This is a genomic window from Streptomyces sp. NPDC051738, assembly GCF_044453205.1.
Taxonomy (GTDB): Bacteria; Actinomycetota; Actinomycetes; order Streptomycetales; family Streptomycetaceae; genus Streptomyces.
Map to the genome: position 1 here is coordinate 305,664 of NZ_JBITCM010000009.1, position 20,573 is coordinate 326,236.

Here is a 20,573-nt window from a genome sequence, read left to right on the forward strand (position 1 = left end):
GGCGGGCTCACGGGGTGGGGACTCCCTGTGACTCGGCCGGAGAGGAGCGGTGGTCTCCGGCCCGCGCAACGAAGGGCGAGTGACTCGTCAGGTTACGCGAGTTCCCGTCGGTGCCGAGTGGCGGACCTCTCAGACCTCGCACAGAACGCGTGTGGCGTACGCCACTCCCCTCCAGGTCAGCACGGACCGGAGGGCGGTCCGGTTCGGCCCACCGTCGATAATCGAGCCCGTGACCGATCTTGACACGCGCATGGCACCGACCGGCCCGTCGGCCCTGCGCCGCGCGGCCCCGGCCCTCCTCGGCTACGCGGCCGTACGCACCCTGGGCCTGCTCGCCCTGGCCCTGTGGAGCGGGGCGCGCGACAAGAGCGCGTACACGCTGCTGACGGCCCGCTGGGACGCGCTCTGGTACACGAGGGTCGCGGAGCAGGGCTACGGCTATGAGGTGCACATGCCGAACGGCGACGTGCACTCGAACCTGGCCTTCTTCCCCCTCCTGCCCTGGCTGGAGCGGCTCGGGGCAGCCCTGACCCCGCTGTCGCACGCCGACGCGGGCTTCGCGGTGAGCCTGCTCGCCTCGTTCGCCGCGGCCTGGGGGATCTTCGCGGTCGCCGATCACGTGTACGGCCGTCGGGCGGGGGTGTGCGCCGTACTGCTGTGGGCGGTGCTTCCCGTCGGGATCGTGCAGTCGATGGCGTACAGCGAGTCGCTCTTCACCGCGCTCGCCGCCTGGTCGCTGTACGCGGTGCTGACCGGCCGCTGGCTGACCGCCGGAACCCTGGCGCTGCTGGCGGGCCTGACCCGCCCGGTGGGGATCGCCGTCGTCGCGGCGGTGTGGGCGGCGGGCATCGCCTCTTTCGTGGGAGACCGGAGCACGCCGGTGCCGCACGGCCCCCGGCGCGCGACGCGCGCCCTCGGCATGCTCCTCGCTCCCCTCGGCACCGCCGGCTACGTCCTCTGGGTCGGCCACCGCACCGGCAAGGGGCCCCTCGGGTATCTCGACGTCCAGGCGGGCTGGCGCAACGGCTTCGACGGCGGCTACGCCTTCGCCCGGTTCGTCGCCGACAAGTTCACGTCGTTTCCGTCGGCCCTGGCGGGGGTCGGGCTGATCGTCGGGGTCGGGCTGGTGGCGTGGCTGTACGTCGTCTGCGTACGGCAGGGCCAGCCGCTCCCGCTCCTGGTGTACGGGGGTGTCGTCACCGCGCTCGCCCTGTGCGCCTCCAGCTACTTCGGCTCGAAACCGCGCCTGCTGCTGCCCGCGTTCCCTCTGCTGCTGCCCCTCGCGCTGTCCCTGTCCCGGCTGCGTACGCCCAGGTCGGCGGGGGTGCTGGCCGGGGTCGCTGTGGCCTCGGCCGTGTACGGGGCGTTCTGGCTGAACGGCTCCGGTCCGCCCTGACCGGCGCCCGACCCGTGCCCGACCGGCGCCTGACCGTCGGTGAGCACTCGGATAATTCCGGCCCAGCATTCGGTGAACGAATTCATAAGCGGCGAAAAACAACCGCATCAGAATGATCAAAGGAAATGAAGGGTAGAGCGCCCGGGGATTGTGGATTCCGAGGAAATAAACCCCTCCCTGAGAGGAATCCCACATCACATCGTCATCACAAACCGGCGGAATCGCACGGGAACAGAGCTCACTCGCTGTAACGTCGATTGGGTGCGTACCGAACGAACCCTCACCCGTCTGGACCGGGTGTTCGCCAGGCTGGACCGGGAACCGGAACGTCCGGCACACATCGACGTGCCGAAGACGAGCCGGCACCGGATCGTGCTGTTCGCCGCCACGCTGGCCTTCTATGTGGCGATCGTATGGGCCGTCGTCATCACTTCATGGCTGGTCCGGCTCGACTGGCAGGTCATGTTCTTCCGGCCCTACCAGCAGTGGGCCGAGATCCACGCGTTCGTCGACTACTACGTGGTGCTCGGCCAGCGCGGCCCGACCGCGGTGATGGTCGCGGCCTGGCTGGGCTGGCGTTCATGGCGCCAGCACACGCTGCGGCCGCTGCTCGCCCTCGGCGTCTCACTGCTCCTGCTGAACATCACCGTCGGTGCCGCCAAGCTCGGCATGGGCCGCCTCGGCCCGCACTACGCGACCGACATCGGCTCCAACGAGATGTGGCTGGGCGGCGATATATTTCCCAGCGGCCACACCGCCAACGCCGTGGTGACCTGGGGAATCCTGGCCTACCTGGCCTCCACCCCGAGAGCGCGCCGCTGGCTGTCGGCCCTGTCGGCGGTGACCTCGCTGGGCGTCGGCCTCGCCACGGTCTACCTCGGTACGCACTGGCTGAGCGATGTGCTGCTCGGCTGGGCCGCGGGTCTGCTGATCCTGCTGGCGCTGCCGTGGTTCGAGCCGCTGATCGCACGCGCGGAGACCTGGATCTTCGATCAGCGCGACCGCTGGCGCGCAGGTCGGCAGGCCGTCCCGGCACAGCTGCCACCCGCTCCGGTCGAGGTGCCGGTGCGGCTCAAGCCGTGCCCGGCTGCCGCCGAGGACGAGGCCGCGGCACGCGAGGCGGCCTCCGCGGCCCGCTCACCGCGCGACCCGTTCCAGCTGGCGCCGAGTCCGCACACGACCCGCTCGGAGCGCACACCGGTCACTCCGGTCAGCATCCGCCGCCCGCCCCACCAGGAGCGTCTGGCCCGTGGCGCGGCCCCTGCGGCCCGACCGCTGACGGGCGGCTGAGCACCGGACAGCACAGGACAGCGGGGGTTCGGTACGCACAACCGCCCCGTACAGCGACGGCCCCGGCTCCTCTCCAGGAGCCGGGGCCGTCGCTGTCGACCAACCCTGCGTCTGTCCTTCGTCAGTCCTTCGTCAGCCCTTCCAGGCCCGCGCCACCTGGCCGTCCTTGACCTCGAAGTTCAGCCGGCCCGAGCGGTACTCCATGGTGATGATCGCCCCCGGCGGCAGCGAACGCACCGTCGACCACCCTCGGTCACGGGCGAGCCGCTCGGCCCTGTCGGCGCCGAGTCCGACGTAGGTGTCCGGGTTGTCCTGGGGTTCGGCAGGGGGTTTCGGAATGGGTGCCATGCCGCCACGCTAGGGCCTGTCCGAAGGATCGGGCCAGAGCGGACCATGAACCTTTGTAGTGGCCATCCGAGTCGCACGTCCCTCTCGGGTCACGCTTTTGTCACAGGATCACGACACGCGTTTCAGCCTCACTTCGTCACACCAACGAGCGGTTCTATAGGCCTTCCGCAGGCATTCGATCGTAATTTCCGCGTGTCGCGACGACCCCGCCAATAACCCGGCGGAAAAGTTCCGGGAGAACTGCCCCCGAACTCGTTTTCCCCGGCATTAATCGCCGGCCGCGGGAGCCGGTTCCGCACAGAAAGTACATGGTTCCGGCACAAGACCCCCGTACGCCCCCTGTCGGAGCGCTGCCGCCGCGAGCATCATGGCGTGAGCTCGCGTCGGCGCGTGCCGCGCGGGCTTCAGCGGGCCCGGGGCGCGACGAGCGAAGGGGCGAGCGAGCGATGGGGACGCAGACCGTACAGGGGACGGCACGGCCCATGGGAAGCGGGGAGCCGGGCGGCCGTGTGATCGTCGACTGGCTGACCACCACCGACCACAAGAAGATCGGGCATCTCTACCTGATCACGTCGTTCGGGTTCTTCCTGGCCGGCGGTGTCATGGCACTGCTGATGCGGGCCGAGCTCGCCCGGCCGGGGATGCAGTTGCTGACCAACGAGCAGTTCAACCAGCTGTTCACCCTGCACGGCACGATCATGCTGCTGCTGTTCGCGACCCCGACCTTCGCGGGCTTCGCCAACGAGCTGATGCCGCTGCAGATCGGCTCCCCGGACGTGGCCTTCCCCCGGCTGAACATGTTCTCGTACTGGCTGTTCCTGTTCGGCGGCCTGATCGTGATGGGCTCACTGATCGTGCCGACCGGGCCGGCCTCCTTCGGCTGGTTCGCCTACGCGCCGCTCAACAGTCTGGAGCGCTCCCCCGGGATCGGCCCCGACCTGTGGATCATGGGCCTGGCGCTGGCCGGCTTCGGCACGATCCTCGGCGCGGTCAACTTCATCACCACGATCATCGGGATGCGCGCGCCCGGCATGACGATGTTCCGGATGCCGATCTTCGTCTGGAACACCCTGTTCACGTCGATCCTGATCCTGATGGCGTTCCCCGTGCTGGCGGCCGCGCTGCTGGTGCTGGAGGCGGACCGCCGGTTCGGCTCGGTGGTGTTCGACGCGGGCAGCGGCGGGGCGCTGCTGTGGCAGCACCTGTTCTGGTTCTTCGGCCATCCCGAGGTGTACATCATCGCGCTGCCGTTCTTCGGCATCATCAGCGAGATCATCCCGGTCTTCTCGCGCAAGCCGATCTTCGGCTATCTGACGCTGATCGGGGCGACGATGGCGATCACCGGTCTGTCGATGGTGGTGTGGGCGCACCACATGTTCGCCACGGGCGCGGTGCTGCTGCCGTTCTTCTCGTTCATGAGCTTCCTGATCGCCGTCCCGACGGGGGTGAAGTTCTTCAACTGGACCGGGACCATGATCAAGGGCTCCCTGTCCTTCGAGACCCCGATGCTGTGGGCGACGGGCTTCCTGGTGACGTTCCTCTTCGGCGGTCTGACGGGGGTGATCCTGGCGTCGCCGCCGATGGACTTCCACGTCTCCGACTCGTACTTCGTCGTCGCCCACTTCCACTACGTCGTCTTCGGCACGGTCGTCTTCGCGATCTTCGCCGGGTTCCACTTCTGGTGGCCCAAGTTCACCGGGAAGATGCTCGACGAACGGCTCGGCAAGATCCACTTCTGGACGCTGTTCGTCGGCTTCCACACCACGTTCCTGGTGCAGCACTGGCTGGGCGCCGAGGGCATGCCGCGCCGCTACGCCGACTATCTCGCCGCCGACGGCTTCACGGCGCTGAACACGGTCTCGTCGATCGGCGCGTTCCTGCTCGGCCTGTCGACGCTGCCGTTCCTCTACAACGTCTGGAAGACCGCGAAGTACGGCAAGAAGGTCGAGGTCGACGACCCCTGGGGCTACGGCCGCTCCCTGGAGTGGGCGACCTCCTGCCCGCCCCCGCGGCACAACTTCACGGTGCTGCCGAAGATCCGCTCCGAGTCCCCGGCGTTCGACCTGCACCACCCGGCGCACGCGTTGGAGGCTCCGCAGCCCGAGCCAAAGAGCGAGCAAGCCGGCCCTGAGCGGTCCTGATCGCCTCGACGAGCTCGGCCGGCTCCACGACCTCGAACTCGAAGCCCAGCAGCATCACGTGGATCACCATCACGTCGAGGCTCCCGGCGCCGGTGCGCAGGAGGCAGTTGTCGGGACCGTCCGCCTCCAGCTGCCCGGTGGTGGGCGAGATGCTCGCGGCGGCCACCTCCAGGGGCACCAGCAGCCGGATGACGGCGTGCGAGGCGTACGCGCGCGTGGAGACGCCCCGGGAGACGTACGCGGCGAGGTCCTCGGCGGGCGGGGTGCGCGGGGTGAAGCGCGGGCCGTGCGGGGGCCTGGGGGTGATGCGGTCGACGCGGAACGTACGCCAGTCGTCGCGGTCGAGGTCCCAGGCGACCAGGTACCAGCGGCGCTCGCTGCACACCAGGCGGTGCGGCTCGACGATGCGGCGGGTGGAGGCGCCCTCGTGGTTGAGGTACGCGAACCTGAGGCGCTCGGCGTCCCGGCAGAGGTTGGCGAGCTCGGTCAGGACGGCCGGGTCGACGGTGGAGGGCTGGGGGCCGCGCAGCATCGGCACGGTGAAGGCGTTGAGGGCGCCCACGCGGCGGCGCAGGCGGTGGGGCAGGACCTGCTCCAGCTTGGCGAGAGCGCGTACGGAGGTCTCGCCGATTCCCTCGATGCCCTGGCCCGCGGCGGTGCGCAGGCCGACGGCGACGGCGACCGCCTCGTCGTCGTCCAGCAGCAGGGGTGGCAGCTCGGCACCGGCGCCGAGCTGGTAGCCGCCGCCTGTGCCGGGGCTGGCGTTGACGGGGTAGCCCAGCTCGCGGAGGCGGTCGACGTCGCGGCGGACGGTGCGGGGGGTGACGCCGAGGCGGTCGGCCAGGTCGGCGCCGGACCATTCTCGGTGGGCCTGGAGGAGGGAGAGCAGCCGCAGCAACCTTGCGGAGGTGTCCAGCATGGGGCGCCTAATAGCTCGGGGGTGCAGGGATCGCGGGCGAGTGCGGGTCCATTGTGGCTGGTCGCGCAGTTCCCCGCGCCCCTAACGGCGTTGCCGGTACCCGGCATTCGACGCTCAGGTTTCCCTGCCGGGTCTCGTACGGGACTCGGGAAGCGGCGGGATGCACGTCCATGGCACCCGGCGCCAGACGATGGTCCGACTCCTCCTCCGTCACGCTGGCGTACGCGTCCCAGTGCCCCTCCGGCAGGGCCACGCTGCTGGGGAGCGCGGCGCGCAGGCGGCCCGTCGTGGCCGGGGTCAGGGGCAGGGTGACCTCCTCGTGGCCCTCGCGATGGCGCAAGACGAGGTGGGCCGCCTCGGTGGCCACGGCCGCGGTGACATCAAAGGTCAGCCCGCCCGCCGAATCCGCGATGCAGTCGGCGCGCAGGGGTACGGCTCGCGACACAGACATCGTCATCCGGTGCGGTTCCTCCCTCCGCCTTCTGGTCTGTGTTCTGTTCTGGTCTGTCGGTTGGACCGGCGACACGGCCTTTGGGTTGCCCGTGACGCCCCGTCATGGCTGGTACGACAGCTGCGGCACCTCGAAGCAGGTGTCGTTCATTTCTCCCTGGGAGACCCAGCCCCGGCCGTCCTCCCAGCGGGCCACCGACAGACAGGTCCGGCGGCTCTTCGGCGGCTCGGGCAGCCGCTCGAACCTGACCGGGATCAGCAGGCCGTCGGCGGTGTATCCCTGGCTGCGGTTCATGAAGTCGTCGACGCACGCGCGCGTGACGCCCTGGACGCCCTGGCCGGCGCACGCCTTCGCCGCATCGGTGAACCACATGGCCGCCGCCCAGCCCTCCAGCTGCCACTGGGAGTGCGTCTTCAGCCCTTTCGTGGCGTCCCGGAACTCCCGTACGGCGGACCGGCCCGTGTCCTCGAAGCCGCGGGACGACCCGGTCGCCCACAGGGCGTTGCGGCAGCGCGGGGCGTCCTCGTAGTCCTCGGCGACGGTGGACGTCCAGTTCTGTACGTTCGTGACCTTGGCGGTGACCTCGGCGCCGACGTCGTCCATCGCCTCGCACAGCCGGGCGTTGCCGTGGCTGTCGATGGCGTCGAAGACGAGGTCGGCGCCCTGTTCCCGCAGATCGGCCGCCACCGCGTGGAAGTTGGGCAGCGCGAAGTCGACCTGCTCGGTGACCACCTCATAGCCCTCGGCCTTCAGCCCCCGCTCGACGAGCCGGGCGTAGGCGGCGGACGCGGGCTGGTTGTACGAGACGACGGCGGCCGTGCGGGCGCCGTGCTCGCGCTTGAAGTAGCGGTAGACCTCGGTGCCGCCGTACTGCTCGCCGTCCCAGCCGGTGGTGCCGTCGCGGGGCGCGAGGCTGCCGTAGATGCCGTAGAGGTGCGGGTAGGTGTCGTAGGCGGCCCCGATGGGCTGGCCGCCGATGTCGGGCACGCGCGCGCGCGAGACGCGTGCGGCGCCGGCGTAGTCCAGGGCGGTGGTGGCGACCAGGGCGACGACCTTCTCCTCGTCGATCAGCTCGTGCACGCACTCGTTGTTGCCGACGCCGCTGCCGCCGTCGTCGCACTCACGCACCTCGACGCGGCGGCCGTCGACGCCCCCGCGCGCGTTGAGGCGGTCGAAGAAGGCCTTGGCGCCGTCGCGCGGGCCGGTGAAGGCGTTGCCTCCGACCGGGCTGGTGACGCTGGTGATGATGCCGACGCGGATCGGGGTGCGGTCGCCGGCGGGCGCCGAGGGAGTGCTCCGGTCGCGGTGCTCGAAGTCGCTCTCCGGCAGCCGGCTGCCACACGCCGTACTCAGAGCCAGCACCACCACGGCGATCGCCGCCTCAACACTCCGGGATCGGCGACCCATTGCCGCTCAACTGGACCAGCGCGCACAGCGTCTTGGCGGACACCTTCCAGGTGCCGTCCTGTTCGACGGCGGTTCCGGAGGCGTCCGGCAGGGCGGTCGCGCCCTTCAGGGTCAGGTCGTACGTCACGTTCGCCTCGGTCGGCGAGGTGAACTCGACCTTGGAGACCTTCGCCTGGACCTGCCCGCCGCGCTCGTCACCGCTGAACGCCTGCAGGACCGGCGCCATCCGGTCGCCGTTCTCCAGGACGGTCTGCTTGTCCTCCATGGACGTCGCCGGGTCGAAGAACCTCTGCCAGTTCTGCTTGATCTCCGTCTCGGCCGCTCCCGCGTCGGCGGGCGCCGTGGCGGCCGGCGACCGCTCGGCCGGCTCCGTCCGCTCCGTCTGCTCGACCGTCGGTGTCGGCGGCGTCTCGTTGCCGCCGCCCCCCTCGTCGTCACTGCAGGCCACGAGGGCCGGGGTGAGGAAGAGGAGCAGGGCCGCGGCGAGCACGATCCCCTGTCCGGCCACCGATGGGCCGCGCCCCCTGGGTGCCTTCCCTCGCCTGACGTCGCTCCCGAGAACCATCTGGCTCACCACCGGGTGTCGATCCGGGCCACCTGTGCCCGGTGCTTTCAGGGTCAGCTTGCAGAAGGCATAGTGCAAGTCCATTGGCGTACATGGAATAGGGCCAGGCACATGCGCGGAAATCCGATGTGCATGCACGCAAACCCGACGTGTGGGAGCCAGCGATGCGGACAGCCCGACTGCGGACCGTACACCCCGCGATCTGGGCCGGCTGGGCCGCGCTCGCGGCCGGTGCGGTGCTGTGCGTCATCGGCTGGTACGGCATCTCCGGCGAACGGTTCGCCGAGCGGCAGCTGCCGTATCTCGCGTCCTGCACGGTGCCCGGCGCCGCGCTGATCATCGCCGGATCGGTGCTGCTGACCCACGGCCGGGGCGCGCTGGCCGCCGCGCGGGGGGAGGAGCTGTACGGCCTTCTGGTGGCCGCCGAGCCCGCCGACGCCGAGGAGTCCGGGCCGTCGGCCACGACGCCGCTCGCGGTCAGCGGGGACCTGCTGATGGTGCCCGGTGGCACCCTCTGGCACCGGGCGGACTGCCCCCTGGTCGCCGGCAAGGCGGACGCCGTCCCCGTCGACACGAAGCTGGTGAGGAGCGGCGAACTGGGCCCGTGCCCGATCTGCGAGCCCGCCGAAGCGGACGACTGAGGCAGACGGCTGATGTCCTCCCTGACGTACGACCTCACCCTGGCCGGCCTGTCGGTGGGCAGCGCCGCCGCGCTCACCGGGATCGGCCTGGTCGTGACCTACCGCGCGACCGGCGTGCTGAACTTCGCGCACGGGGCGATCGCGATGGTGTGCGCGTACGCGCTGCGGCAGTGCGTGGTGGAGTGGGGCTGGCCGCTGTGGGCTGCCGCGACGGTGACGCTGCTGGTGCTGGCGCCCGGCATCGGGATGGTGCTGGAACGGTTCGTCTTCCGCCCCCTGTCGGTCCTGGGCAGCGACCCGGCGCAGACCCTGGTCGCGTCCATCGGCGTGTTCGTGCTGCTGGTGGGAGGTGCGGCGCTGCTGTGGGGCCAGGGAGCGCGGGACGACGCACCGGAGCTGCTGTCGGCGGACCCCTGGGGCCAGCTGGCGGTGGCCCTGCTACTGGCGGCCGGCGTCGCCGCGGTCATCCGCTGGACCCGCTTCGGCCGCGAACTGCGTGCCGTGGTGGACGACCGCCGCCTGGCCGTCCTCGGGGGCATCGACGCGGACCGGGTGGCGGCGGCGGGCTGGGCGTTCGGCTCGTTCACGGCGGGCCTGACGGGTGTACTGCTGGCGCCGTACGTCCGTCTGGACCCGTACGGGCTGCCGCTGCTGGTCATGGAGGTGGTCGCGGTCGCGGTGGCCGCGAGGATGCGCAGCCTGCCGATCGCCGTGGTGACGGCCCTGGCCATCGGGGTGGCGCAGAGCCAGCTGACGCGCCTGCACCCCACGGGCTGGGGCGCGCCCCTGCTGCAAGCCGTCAGCACGAACCTCTTCGTCGTCGCCCTGCTGATCGCGGCCCTGGCCCTGCCCCGCGTAGGCACCCGCGACGCCCTCCCCCGCACGGCCACCGCGCGCGTGCCGACTCCGCCGGGCGCCTGGATCGTGGCGGCGGTGCTCTTCCTGCTCCCCCTGGGCTTCGCGGGTTCGGACCTGCATACGTCGGTGCAGGTGCCGGCGCTGGCCGTAGTCCTGTTGTCCCTGGTCGTGGTGACGGGCCGCAGCGGCCAGATCTCCCTCGGCCAGGCGGCGTACGCGGGCCTGGGCGCCCTGTTCACGGCCCTCCTGGCGGCGGGCCGCTTCCCCGGCCTGCCACGCCTGCCGGAGCTGGCGGCACTCGCCCTCGCGGTCGTCCTGGTGGCCCCCTTGGGCCTCCTCACCGGCTGGCCGGCGATCAGCCGCCGGGGTCTGGCCCTGGCGCTGGCGACCTTCGCGGTGGGCGTCGGCGTGAGCCGCTTCGTCTTCGCCCAGCCGTACGCGATCTCGGGCCTGTCCCTGGGCCGCCCGACGGGCTTCGAGGGAGACCGCGCGTACTACGTCCTGGAACTGACCCTCCTGGCCGCCGCCCTGCTCACCACCTGGCTACTGCGCCGGGGCCGCACGGGCCGGGCCCTGGCGGCGATGCGGGACCACGAGTCGGGCGCGTCGGCGGCAGGCGTCCAGGTGCCCTCCCTGAAACTCCTGGCCTTCGTCTCGGGCGCGGCCCTTGCAGCCCTGGGCGGCGGCCTGCTCGGCATGGGCCTGCGCGCCTTCGACCCGTCCGCCTACGACCCCGTCCGCGGCCTCCTCTGGTTCGCCGCGGTGGTGGTCCTGGGCGCCGACAGCACCCTGGGCGCCCTGGCGGCGGCCGCCCTCCTGGTAGGCCTCGACGCGGGCGCCCGGGGCGGGGTGGCGGCAGCGCTGATCGGCGTGCTGGCGGTGCTGGTGGGGCGGTTCCCCGGGGGACCGTACGAGGCGGCTCGGGCGGCGGCGGGGAGGCTGCGGTTGAGGCGGGGGGCGAGGCTTACGGGGTTGGGGGCGGAGGTGCGTGGGCGGCTGCGGCAGGCGGAGGGAGGCGGGACGCCCCTGCCGGCCCTGGTGGAGCCGACGGGCCGCTACGAACAGGGCGGGGCTGTGGGGACGCAGCGCCCGCAGGTCGCAGCACCGGACGGACGTGACGGCCGTTCCCGAACCGCCGAGCCCAAGCCCGAAAGCTCCCGATCCGCCGAGGCAGCCGACGGCGCTCAACCCCCACAGGGGCCACCCGCACCCGACAACGAAAGTGGTACGGGCGGTACGGGTGGGAATCCCAACGCGGCCGCAGGCCGCGTGCCCACCCCCAAACCCGCACGCGCAAAAACAACCCTCACCACCCACCACCTCCAGGCCCGCTACAACGGCTTCACCGCCCTGGACGACGTCACCCTCACCGTCCCACCCGGCCAGGTCACCGCCGTCATCGGCCCCAACGGCGCAGGCAAAAGCACCCTGTTCCACTGCCTGGCAGGCACACACCGCCCCGCCCAGGGCCAAGTCCTCCTCGGCACCCGCGACATCACCCACCTCCCCACCCACGCCCGCACCCGCCTCGGCATCGCCCGCACCTTCCAGCAACTGGCCGTCTTCCCCTCATTGACCGTGGAGGAAAACGTCCGGGTAGGCGCCGAGCAAGGACGCGTCCAAGACCCCTCAGCCGTGGACCGAGCCCTCAGACTCCTCGCCCTGGACGGCCCCGTACGCTCCCTGCCCGCCGCCGACCTCCCCACCGGCACGCTCCGGCGCGTCGAGTTGGCCCGGTCCCTCGCCGGCAGCCCCCACGTACTGCTCCTCGACGAGCCCGCCGCAGGCCTCGACACCGCCGAGGTCACCGCGCTGACCCGGATCCTGAGGGCCCTCGCCGCCGACGGCACCGCCCTGCTCGTCGTCGAGCACGACCTCGACCTGGTCGCCGACCTCGCCGACACCGTGCACGTCATGACGGCGGGCCGCATCGTCGCCTCAGGCCCACCCGACCACGTACTCGACGCCGCAGGCCCACAGGAGACCCCGGCATGACCACCATCGCCCTGCGCCACGCGCGCGTGCGCTACGGCCCGTTGGAGGCCCTCCACGGCATCACCCTCGCCGCCCCCGGCCCCGGCCTCACCGTTCTGCTGGGCCGGAACGGATCGGGCCGTACGACCGCCCTGCGCGCCCTGGCCGGAGCCGTGCCCCTGTCCGGCGGCACGGTGGTGTGGGGCGGCACCGACATCACCCGTGTGCCCGCCCACGAACGCGCCCGCCGCGGACTGTGCCTGGTCCCCGAGCGCCAGGCCGTGTTCGGCTCCCTCACCGTCGGCGAGAACCTCGAACTCGCGGCCTCCTCGTACGACATCGCCCTCGACGCCTATCCCGCGCTCGCGCCTCTCCTCGCACGCCGCGCAGGCACCCTCTCCGGCGGCGAGCAGCGCATGCTCGCGCTGTCCCGCGCCCTACTGGCACGCGCGCGCGTGCTGCTCGTCGACGAACCCACGCAGGGCATGTCGCCCACGGTCGGCGCCCGTACGTACGAACTTCTGAGCGAACTCGACGCCTGCGTGGTCGTCGCCGAGCAACGACTGCCGCCCGTCCTGCGCGGGCGGACGGCACTCGTCTACGAACTGCGGCGCGGCGCGGTCGTGTTCAGTGGCGAGTCAGGCGAATGGGAGCGCCGTGCAGCGCACCGAACCGGGTCGCGCCCTTCCGGATGAGCGTCGAGCCCTTTTGGACGAGCAGCGACGTGGCCGAGGTCAGCCGATCCGCGACGGTGGGCTTCGACGTCTGCACGGGCTTCGTCGTCTGCTCGGGCTTCGTCGTCTGCTCGGGCTTCAAAGTCTGCTTGGGCTTCGACGGCTGCTTGGGCTTCAACGTCTGCGCGGGCTTCGACGTCTGCGTGGGTTTCCACGTCTGCGTACGGCCCGTGAGCCCGTACCGCCTGGAGCACTGCGGCCAGGCACCCCATCCCTGCACCGCCACCACCTTCTTGGCGATCGTGATCTGCTCCTTGCGGGTGGCGAGATCCGCGCGCGGGGCGTACTTCGCACCGCCGAAGCCCACCCAGGTCCGGTGCGAGAACTGCAGTCCCCCGTAGTGGCCGTTGCCGGTGTTGATCTGCCAATTGCCGCCGCTCTCGCACTTGGCGACACAGCCCCAGGGCCACTGGTCCTTGGCACAGCCGAAGGAGGCGGGTTTGGGAGGCGGTCCAGGGGCCGGTCGTGGCGGCGCCGTATGGCTTGCGCGTGTTGTGTGCGGCAGCGGCGCCGCCTGCGACGTTCCTGGGGCGGCGGCGGTGACCAGTGCGGCGGCGATGACGATCGCGAGCGGTGTGCATTTCATATGAGCACGCTAGGCAGCTTGTTGCGGTCAGCCGTCGCGGCGCGTCCGAGGTGCCCCGGGGCCCCACCCGGTCGGCGGACCGGGTGGCACCCCGTGCCTCAGCAGCGAGCGACCCTCAGAGTTCGAGGCGCTGCCCGGGCACGATCACGTCGGGATCACCGCCGATGACGGCCTTGTTGGCGGCGAAGATCCGCTGCCACGTGGTCCCGTGCCGGGCGGCGATGCCGCTCAGCGTGTCGCCCTCGCGGACGGTGTAGTCACCACGGGACGAGTCGCGGGTGGTGTGTCCCGACGAACGCTCCGGCGTCTGCGCCGGATTCGACCGGGCCGCCCCCGTGTTCGACGGGGCCGACTTGGTGGTGGAAGGGGCCGACGAGCCGGTGGCGGGAGCCGCGGGTGCGCTCCCGTACGCTCCGGCCCGGGCCGAACAGGTCGGCCACGCGCCCCACCCCTGGGCGCGCTGGACCTTGGTGGCCACGGCGATCTGCTGGGCCTTGGTGGCCTGGTCCGCCGTCGGCGCGTAGGCCGTACCGCCGTACGCGCGCCAGGTGGAGGCGGCGAACTGCAGTCCGCCGTAGTAGCCGTTGCCGGTGTTGATGTGCCAGTTGCCCCCGCTCTCGCACTGGGCGATGCGGTCCCACACTCCGCCATCTGCCGCCGCGGCGTTGCCTGTGGCGGCCAGCAGTCCGAGCGGGGCGAGCAGCGCCGCCCCGGCGAGGACCGCCGTCGTACGAGTCCGGCTCCCGTTCGAAGCCTTCGACGCCTTCCGAGCGTTGTCGTGAGTGTTATCGGCACATTCGGACATGTAGGTCCCTCTCGAAGGACTCGGGGTCCCCCAAGGCGGCACGCCACTTCGCACGCCATCGGGCGTGTGAGTGGCGCCCGCCCCGTCCGCCGAGGGTTGGTGCTGACTGCTGGCTGGTGCGGTCGGCGGACGTACCCGAGCGGTGCTCGTTGCACACGGCGGAGGAATGTAGGGAGGCTGACCGGCCGGTATCAACCAACTCCTTGTCATTCCAGGCCAGTTCGCCGTTACCTCCGGTATCGGCGATTTTCGGCCACCCACTTCATTCGCTGATTTCGGGATTTGTCGACCAGGCACCCCAACGATCTGTGACCCACCTCACGCACCCAACTTCCTTGGTACTCCTAGGACTTGACGGTGAGTGCGCGATTCCGTACCCGAGGTGACTGTGCGCGGTGGATGGTTCGATTCCGTTCGGTGTGGTGCGTGACTCCCGCCACAGATCACCCGTTGTCTTCTTCATGAGCCCGGGATCCGCCCGGTTCACGGACCGGGAGCCACCCGGCCCCGCCATGCACCACATCCCGAGGGAGCCACCCGTGCCGCGCATGCTCGACGTCAGCGACGAGGTACGTGCCGAGATCGGCGACGAGGAAGCCGACCGGCTGCTCGCCGGAGAGAACGCCCCCGGCAGTTACGACTGCACGTCCTGCCGTACCCCGGGCGACTCCGAACAGGAGCGCACCAGCACCGTCCTGTTCATCGGGGACGAGACCGCCGTCCTCGCCTTCGCCCACGCCACCTGCCTGCCCTCGCAGGTCGTGCAGGTCACCGAGGAGCAGCTGCAGGGCGCCGTGAAGTCCATCACCGGCGACCGGGTCGACCTGGAGCCGGACACGATCGTGCCGGAGCCGGCCGTGCTGGGCGTCACCAGCGGACTGGTGCTGATCGCCGGGGAGTTGCACCCCGCGCTGGTCGTCGAGCCGACCGCACCCATCGCGCGCCCCGGGGCGATCGGCGCCGGGGACGACTTCCTGCCGTTGCTCATCGAGCAGGGGTTCATGCCGGCGACGGAACTGGCGGATGTGCCGCCCGTGCTGCACGGCTGGTCGGTACTGCTGGCCATGGGGCAGCTGCACGCGGTGCTGCAGCCGGGCACGAATGGCGGGCAGCCGGTCGCGTGGTGGCAGGCACATCATCCGCTGCTGGTGACGGACGGCTGGCGGGCCGCCGCGAACAAGCATCAGCAGGTACTGATGTTCGCCGCGCCCGTGGGGTCCATCGGGCGCCAGCCCAGGGAGGACCTGCTGCGGGAGGCGCTGGACAAGGCCGCCGCGAACGGCAAACTGGTGGCGGCGGCACTGCCGCTCGCGGGGACCTGACAGCGGTTCCCCACCACCTCTGGGACGTCGTCCGCACCTCCGATGAGCAGGCGACCCGTTACGGCGGCCGCATCTCTTCGAGCGCGGTGTCGTTTGGACATACGTGCATGCATACGACGTTCCCCGCCTTCAGGGCGGGCCATCGGCCACGCCGATCTACGACGCGCTCTACGCCGAGTACGTCAAGTCCTTCCGCTCGCTGCCGGGTGACCGCAGCGGGGAGGAGGATCTGGGGTTCATCGCGTTCGGGAACATTCCGCGGAGTACGGGCTCGTACGGCGGCCACCGCCCGGGGTCGTTCAGCAGCTCGTACAGCGCCTACAGCGCGGGCGCCCACAGCGCCCGCCACGGCAGCGGTCAGCAGCCGCAGTGGCAGCGCGTCGGACACATCGGCCCACAGGGCTCGGGGATGCACCACGTCCCGGCCGCGTTGCCCCCGGCGCGCAGAGGCTGAACACATGGAAAGGGCGGCCCTTCTCGGGCCGCCCTTTCGCTTGCGTGCACTACGTCTCTCGCCGGTTACCTCTTCTTGCGTGCGCTACTTCTTCTTGCTTCCGCGCTTCTCGCGCACCCGCACCGAGATATGGATCGGCGTCCCCTCGAAGCCGAACTCCTCGCGCAGGCGGCGCTCGATGAAGCGGCGGTAACCCGCCTCGATGAAGCCGGAGGCGAAGAGCACGAACCGCGGGGGCTTGGTGCCGGCCTGGGTGCCGAAGAGGATGCGGGGCTGCTTGCCGCCGCGGACCGGGTGGGGGTGGGCGGCGACCAGCTCGCCGAGGAAGGCGTTCAGCCGACCGGTCGGCACCCGGGTCTCCCAACCGGCAAGCGCGGTCTCGATCGCCGGAACGAGCTTCTCCATGTGGCGGCCGGTGTACGCCGAGACATTCACCCGGGGCGCCCAGGCGACCTGGCCGAACTCGGTCTCGATCTCCCGCTCCAGGTAGTAGCGGCGCTCCTCGTCGAGGGTGTCCCACTTGTTGTAGGCGATGACCATCGCGCGGCCCGCCTCGACGGCCATCGTCACGATGCGCTGGTCCTGGACCGAGATGGACTCGGAGGCGTCGATCAGGATGACCGCCACCTCGGCCTTCTCGACGGCGGCGGCGGTGCGCAGCGAGGCGTAGTAGTCGGCGCCCTGCTGGAGGTGGACCCGCTTGCGGATGCCGGCCGTGTCGACGAACTTCCAGGTGACGCCGCCCAGTTCGATGAGCTCGTCGACCGGGTCACGGGTGGTGCCGGCCTGCTCGTTGACGACGACGCGCTCCTCGCCCGCCACCTTGTTCAGCAGGGAGGACTTGCCGACGTTCGGGCGGCCAATGAGCGCGATCCGGCGGGGGCCGCCGATCCCGGCGCCGCCGAAGGTCTGCTCGGGCGCCTCCGGCAGGGCCTCCAGGACGGCGTCCAGCATGTCGCCGGTGCCACGGCCGTGCAGGGCGGAGACGGGGTGCGGCTCGCCGAGGCCGAGGGACCACAGGTACGTGGCGTCCGCCTCACCACTGGGACCGTCCACCTTGTTGGCGCACAGCACCACGGGCTTGCCGGCCTTGCGCAGGAGTCGTACGACGGCCTCGTCGGTGTCGGTGGCCCCCACCTTGGCGTCGACGACGAACACGACGGCGTCGGCGGCCTCGATCGCGTACTCGGCCTGCGCGGCCACGGAGGCGTCGATGCCGAGGACGTCCTGCTCCCAGCCGCCGGTGTCGACGACCTTGAAGCGGCGGCCCGCCCACTCGGCCTCGTAGGTCACGCGGTCGCGGGTGACGCCGGGCTTGTCCTCGACGACGGCCTCGCGGCGCCCGATGATGCGGTTGACGAGAGTCGACTTGCCGACATTCGGCCGGCCGACGACGGCGAGGACGGGCAACGGCCCGTGCCCGGCCGCCTCGATGGCACCCTCGACGTCCTCGAGGTCGAAGCCCTCTTCCGCGGCGAGCTCCATGAACTCCGCGTACTCGGCATCGCCAAGCTCTCCGTGGTCGTGCCCGTCGGGCGAGCCCTCGGAGTGGATGTGGTCGTTCATGAAGTCCGTACCTCGTCGTTCATCGTGGTGATCGGTGGACCACCCGGTTGTCCCCCGGCTGATCCACTACTCAGTCTCGCCTAGCGACCGGTCAGTCGCCTGGCGTTTTCCAGGTGCTCGGTGAGCTGCTTCTGGATGCGCTCGGTCGCCTCGTCGAGGGCCGTGCGCGTACGCCGTCCGCTGCCGTCGCCCGCCTCGAAGGGGTCGCCGAAGACGACGTCGACGCGGCTGCGCAGCGGCGGCAGCCCCTTTATCAACCGTCCGGGCCGGTCGGAACTTCCCAGCACGGCGACCGGGACGATCGGGGCGTTGCCGCGCACCGCGAAGTACGCGAGCCCGGCCCGCAGCGCGGCGAAGTCGCCCTCGCCGCGGGTGCCCTCGGGGAAGATCCCGAGGACGCCGCCGTTGTCCAGCACACCCAGGGCCTGGGTGATCGCCGTGCGGTCGGTGCTCTCGCGGTCGACCTTGACCTGCCCGATGCCGAGCAGGAACGGGTCGAGCGGCCCGATGAACGCTTCCTTCTTGATCAGGAAGTGGGTCGGCCGGGGCGCCACGCCCATGACCATGGGGCCGTCGATGTTGTGGGAGTGGTTGACCGCGAAAATCACCGGGCCGGTCGCGGGGACCTTCCAGGCACCCAGCACGCGCGGCTTCCACAGCCCGAACATCAGGCCGACGCCGATCCGCCGCCCGACCTCGGCACCCCGCTCGGAGGGAGCTGTCACTTCGCGGCCCGCTTCTCCTCGACGAGCGTGACGACGCACTCGATGACCTGCGCCAGCGTGAGCTGGGTGGTGTCCACCTCGACGGCGTCGCCCGCCTTGGCGAGCGGCGAGGTCTTGCGGGTGGAGTCGGCCGCGTCCCGCTTGATCAGGGCCTCACGGGTGGCGTTGACGTCGGCGCCCTTCAGCTCACCGCTGCGCCGGGCGGCACGGGCCTCCGGGGAGGCGGTGAGGAAGATCTTCAGGTCGGCGTCGGGCAGCACGGTCGTACCGATGTCGCGGCCCTCGACGACGATGCCCTGCTCGGCGGAGGTGGCCAGCGAGCGCTGCAGCTCGGTGATCCGGGCCCGCACCTCGGGCACCGCGCTGACGGCGCTGACCTTGGAGGTGACCTCCTGGGTGCGGATCGGGCCGGCCACGTCGGTGCCGTCGACGGTGATCGTCGGGCCCGCCGGGTCGGTGCCGGAGATGATCTCGGGCTTGCCGGCCACCGCGGCGATCGCGGTCGGGTCCTCGATGTCGATGCCGCTGGTCACCATCCACCAGGTGATCGCCCGGTACTGGGCGCCGGTGTCGAGGTAGCTCAGCCCGAGCTGCGCGGCGACGGCCTTCGACGTGCTCGACTTGCCCGTGCCGGAGGGGCCGTCGATGGCGACAATCACGGGCTTGGCGGCACCGTTTTCCACGGGAGGACACCTTCCTGGTGCGGTGAGGCGGGGTGGGGGGACGCGAGGGCGCCCCGCACAAGGTTACTGGGTTCGCGTCACTCGTCCGGCCGCGCGCCTTCCAGCCCGTCCGGCGTTTGAGGACGAGGCCCCTTCAGGGCCGAAGCGGGGTCTGGGGCGGCAGCCCCAGCGGGGTCGAAGGGGCGGAGCCCCTGGGGATGGGACGGGTAGGGGCGGCGGGGGCGAGACTCCTACTGCCTGATCGCCCAGCCCCGCTCCCGCAGCGCCGCCGACAACACCGTCGCCGCCTTCGGCTCCACCATCAGCTGCACCAGACCCGCCTGCTGCCCCGTCGCATGCTCGATCCGCACATCCTCGACGTTGATCCCGGCCCGCCCCGCGTCCGCGAAGATCCGCGCCAGCTGCCCCGGCTGGTCGTCGATCAGCACGGCGACGACCTCGTAGACCCGCGGAGCGGCCCCGTGCTTGCCGGGCACCCGGACCTGCCCGGCGTTCCCACGCCGCAGCACGTCCTCGACACCGGAGGTCCCCTCCAGCCGCTTCGCCTCGTCGGACGACTGCAGCGCCCGCAGCGCCCGCACCGTCTCCTCCAGATCCCCGGCGACATCGGTGAGCAGGTCGGCGACGGGCCCCGGGTTCGCGGAGAGGATGTCGATCCACATCCGCGGATCGGACGCGGCGATCCGGGTCACGTCCCGAATGCCCTGACCACACAGTCGTACGGCCGCCTCCTCGGCGTTCTCCAGACGCGCGGCGACCATGCTCGACACCAGGTGAGGCATGTGGGACACCAGCGCGACCGCGCGGTCGTGGGCGTCGGCGTCCATGACCACCGGCACGGCACGGCAGTGCGAGACCAGTTCCAGGGCGAGGTTCAGCACCTCGGTGTCGGTGTCCCGGGTCGGCGTGAGCACCCAGGGCCGGCCCTCGAAGAGGTCACCGGTGGCGGCCAGCGGCCCGGACTTCTCACGCCCCGACATGGGATGCGTACCGATATAGGACGACAGGTCGAGCCCGAGCGCCTCCAGCGCCCGGCGCGGTCCGCCCTTGACGCTGGCCACGTCGAGGTAGCCGCGGGCCACGCCCCGGCGCATGGCGTCGGCGAGCACGTCGGCCACATGCGCGGGCGGGGCGGCGACGATCGCGAGGTCGACGGGGCCCTCGGGCGCCTCGTCGGTGCCGGCGCCGAGCGCGGCCGCCGTACGGGCCTGCTCGGGGTCGTGGTCGGCGAGGTGGACGACGACACCGCGCCCGGCCAGCGCCAGCGCGGCGGACGTACCGATCAGGCCGGTGCCGATGACTAGTGCGGTTCTCACTGGGCGATGTCCTTGCGCAGAGCGGCGGCGGCACCGAGGTAGACATGCGCGATGTCGGCGCGGGCCCGGTCGGACTCGATGTGCGCGAGGACGCGGACGACCCGCGGCATGGCGCCCTCGATGTCCAGTTCCTGGGCGCAGATCAGCGGCACGTCCGCGAAGCCGCTGCCGAGCTTGCGGGCGGCGGCCGCCGGGAAGTCGCTGTGCAGATCGGGCGTGGCCGTGAACCAGATGCTGATCAGGTCGTCCGAGCTCAGGCCGTTGCGCTCCAGGATCGCCGTGAGCAGGGCCCCGACCTGCTCGTCCATGTGGCCGGCCTCGTCCCGCTCCAGTTGGACGGCCCCCCGGACCGCTCGTACCGCCACGGCTCTGCTCCTTGCTGCTGTACGGAT

19 protein-coding genes and 1 pseudogene are annotated in these 20,573 nt (G+C 71.3%); 8 read left to right on the forward strand and 12 right to left on the reverse strand.

What is annotated here, in order from left to right:
• The first annotated feature begins 229 nt into the window (after positions 1 to 229).
• The gene (locus ACIA8X_RS23160) at positions 230 to 1,396 is read left to right on the forward strand and encodes a mannosyltransferase family protein (RefSeq protein ID WP_393458046.1); all 1,167 of its coding nucleotides are present in this window, start codon (positions 230 to 232) and stop codon (positions 1,394 to 1,396) included.
• Between the two features lie 261 nt (positions 1,397 to 1,657).
• Positions 1,658 to 2,686 (forward strand): phosphatase PAP2 family protein, encoded by a 1,029-nt coding sequence (locus tag ACIA8X_RS23165; protein WP_399459006.1) that lies wholly within the window; start codon positions 1,658 to 1,660, stop codon positions 2,684 to 2,686.
• Between the two features lie 132 nt (positions 2,687 to 2,818).
• Here ACIA8X_RS23165 and ACIA8X_RS23170 read toward each other — a convergent pair whose 3' ends face one another.
• Positions 2,819 to 3,034 (reverse strand): I78 family peptidase inhibitor, encoded by a 216-nt coding sequence (locus tag ACIA8X_RS23170; protein ID WP_393458052.1) that lies wholly within the window; start codon positions 3,032 to 3,034, stop codon positions 2,819 to 2,821.
• Positions 3,035 to 3,516: 482 nt separating this feature from the next.
• Here ACIA8X_RS23170 and ctaD point away from each other — a divergent pair.
• A pseudogene (ctaD, locus tag ACIA8X_RS23175) lies at positions 3,517 to 5,010 on the forward strand (cytochrome c oxidase subunit I); the annotation flags it as partial.
• Positions 5,011 to 5,053: 43 nt separating this feature from the next.
• Here ctaD and ACIA8X_RS23180 read toward each other — a convergent pair.
• The 4 genes from ACIA8X_RS23180 to ACIA8X_RS23195 form a co-directional block, all read right to left on the reverse strand.
• The gene (locus ACIA8X_RS23180) at positions 5,054 to 6,094 is read right to left on the reverse strand and encodes a helix-turn-helix transcriptional regulator (protein WP_393458055.1); all 1,041 of its coding nucleotides are present in this window, start codon (positions 6,092 to 6,094) and stop codon (positions 5,054 to 5,056) included.
• Between the two features lie 7 nt (positions 6,095 to 6,101).
• Positions 6,102 to 6,551, reverse strand: coding sequence for a hypothetical protein (locus ACIA8X_RS23185; RefSeq protein ID WP_399459007.1), 450 nt, complete (start codon positions 6,549 to 6,551; stop codon positions 6,102 to 6,104).
• A 96-nt stretch (positions 6,552 to 6,647) separates the two neighbouring features.
• Complete coding sequence (locus ACIA8X_RS23190) at positions 6,648 to 7,952, reverse strand: ABC transporter substrate-binding protein (protein WP_393458061.1); 1,305 nt, start codon at positions 7,950 to 7,952, stop codon at positions 6,648 to 6,650.
• A complete protein-coding gene (locus ACIA8X_RS23195) occupies positions 7,927 to 8,517 on the reverse strand; it encodes a hypothetical protein (RefSeq protein ID WP_393458064.1) in 591 nt (196 codons plus the stop codon). Before ACIA8X_RS23195 ends, ACIA8X_RS23190 begins: the two co-directional genes overlap by 26 nt.
• 164 nt (positions 8,518 to 8,681) lie before the next feature.
• Between ACIA8X_RS23195 and ACIA8X_RS23200 the strand changes: the two genes are divergently transcribed.
• Genes ACIA8X_RS23200 through ACIA8X_RS23210 form a run of 3 tightly spaced genes read left to right on the forward strand, consistent with a single transcriptional unit; the run spans position 8,682 to position 12,685 of the window.
• Complete coding sequence (locus ACIA8X_RS23200; RefSeq protein ID WP_399459008.1) at positions 8,682 to 9,158, forward strand: hypothetical protein; 477 nt, start codon at positions 8,682 to 8,684, stop codon at positions 9,156 to 9,158.
• A gap of 12 nt (positions 9,159 to 9,170) precedes the next feature.
• Complete coding sequence (locus ACIA8X_RS23205; RefSeq protein ID WP_399459009.1) at positions 9,171 to 12,011, forward strand: ATP-binding cassette domain-containing protein; 2,841 nt, start codon at positions 9,171 to 9,173, stop codon at positions 12,009 to 12,011.
• On the forward strand, positions 12,008 to 12,685 hold the full coding sequence (locus ACIA8X_RS23210; protein WP_399459010.1) for an ABC transporter ATP-binding protein: 678 nt from the start codon (positions 12,008 to 12,010) through the stop codon (positions 12,683 to 12,685). Before ACIA8X_RS23205 ends, ACIA8X_RS23210 begins: the two co-directional genes overlap by 4 nt.
• On the opposite strand, the gene ACIA8X_RS23215 is transcribed toward ACIA8X_RS23210, so the two are convergent.
• Together ACIA8X_RS23215 and ACIA8X_RS23220 are read right to left on the reverse strand one after the other, a co-directional pair.
• Positions 12,618 to 13,310 carry a transglycosylase family protein gene (locus tag ACIA8X_RS23215; RefSeq protein ID WP_399459011.1) on the reverse strand — a complete coding sequence of 231 codons (693 nt, stop codon included), beginning with the start codon at positions 13,308 to 13,310 and terminating at the stop codon, positions 12,618 to 12,620. The genes ACIA8X_RS23210 and ACIA8X_RS23215 overlap by 68 nt on opposite strands.
• A 115-nt stretch (positions 13,311 to 13,425) precedes the next feature.
• Positions 13,426 to 14,115 (reverse strand): transglycosylase family protein, encoded by a 690-nt coding sequence (locus ACIA8X_RS23220; RefSeq protein ID WP_393458078.1) that lies wholly within the window; start codon positions 14,113 to 14,115, stop codon positions 13,426 to 13,428.
• 539 nt (positions 14,116 to 14,654) lie between these two features.
• On the opposite strand from ACIA8X_RS23220, the gene ACIA8X_RS23225 reads away from it, so the two are divergent.
• A complete protein-coding gene (locus tag ACIA8X_RS23225; RefSeq protein WP_393458081.1) occupies positions 14,655 to 15,437 on the forward strand; it encodes a hypothetical protein in 783 nt (260 codons plus the stop codon).
• Between the two features lie 103 nt (positions 15,438 to 15,540).
• Entirely contained in the window at positions 15,541 to 15,891 is a 351-nt protein-coding gene (locus ACIA8X_RS23230) for a hypothetical protein (protein ID WP_093911386.1), read from the forward strand.
• A gap of 84 nt (positions 15,892 to 15,975) precedes the next feature.
• On the opposite strand, the gene der is transcribed toward ACIA8X_RS23230, so the two are convergent.
• The 5 genes from der to aroH form a co-directional block, all read right to left on the reverse strand.
• Positions 15,976 to 17,457: a ribosome biogenesis GTPase Der gene (gene der, locus ACIA8X_RS23235; RefSeq protein ID WP_393458084.1), complete on the reverse strand. Its 1,482-nt coding sequence runs from the start codon at positions 17,455 to 17,457 to the stop codon at positions 15,976 to 15,978.
• Between the two features lie 80 nt (positions 17,458 to 17,537).
• On the reverse strand, positions 17,538 to 18,125 hold the full coding sequence (locus ACIA8X_RS23240; RefSeq protein ID WP_393458193.1) for a lysophospholipid acyltransferase family protein: 588 nt from the start codon (positions 18,123 to 18,125) through the stop codon (positions 17,538 to 17,540).
• Between the two features lie 53 nt (positions 18,126 to 18,178).
• Positions 18,179 to 18,865 (reverse strand): (d)CMP kinase, encoded by a 687-nt coding sequence (cmk, locus tag ACIA8X_RS23245; RefSeq protein ID WP_393458087.1) that lies wholly within the window; start codon positions 18,863 to 18,865, stop codon positions 18,179 to 18,181.
• 230 nt (positions 18,866 to 19,095) lie between these two features.
• The gene (locus tag ACIA8X_RS23250) at positions 19,096 to 20,181 is read right to left on the reverse strand and encodes a prephenate dehydrogenase (protein WP_393458089.1); all 1,086 of its coding nucleotides are present in this window, start codon (positions 20,179 to 20,181) and stop codon (positions 19,096 to 19,098) included.
• Positions 20,178 to 20,546: a chorismate mutase gene (aroH, locus tag ACIA8X_RS23255; RefSeq protein ID WP_393458092.1), complete on the reverse strand. Its 369-nt coding sequence runs from the start codon at positions 20,544 to 20,546 to the stop codon at positions 20,178 to 20,180. Before aroH ends, ACIA8X_RS23250 begins: the two co-directional genes overlap by 4 nt.
• Positions 20,547 to 20,573: the final 27 nt, after the last annotated feature.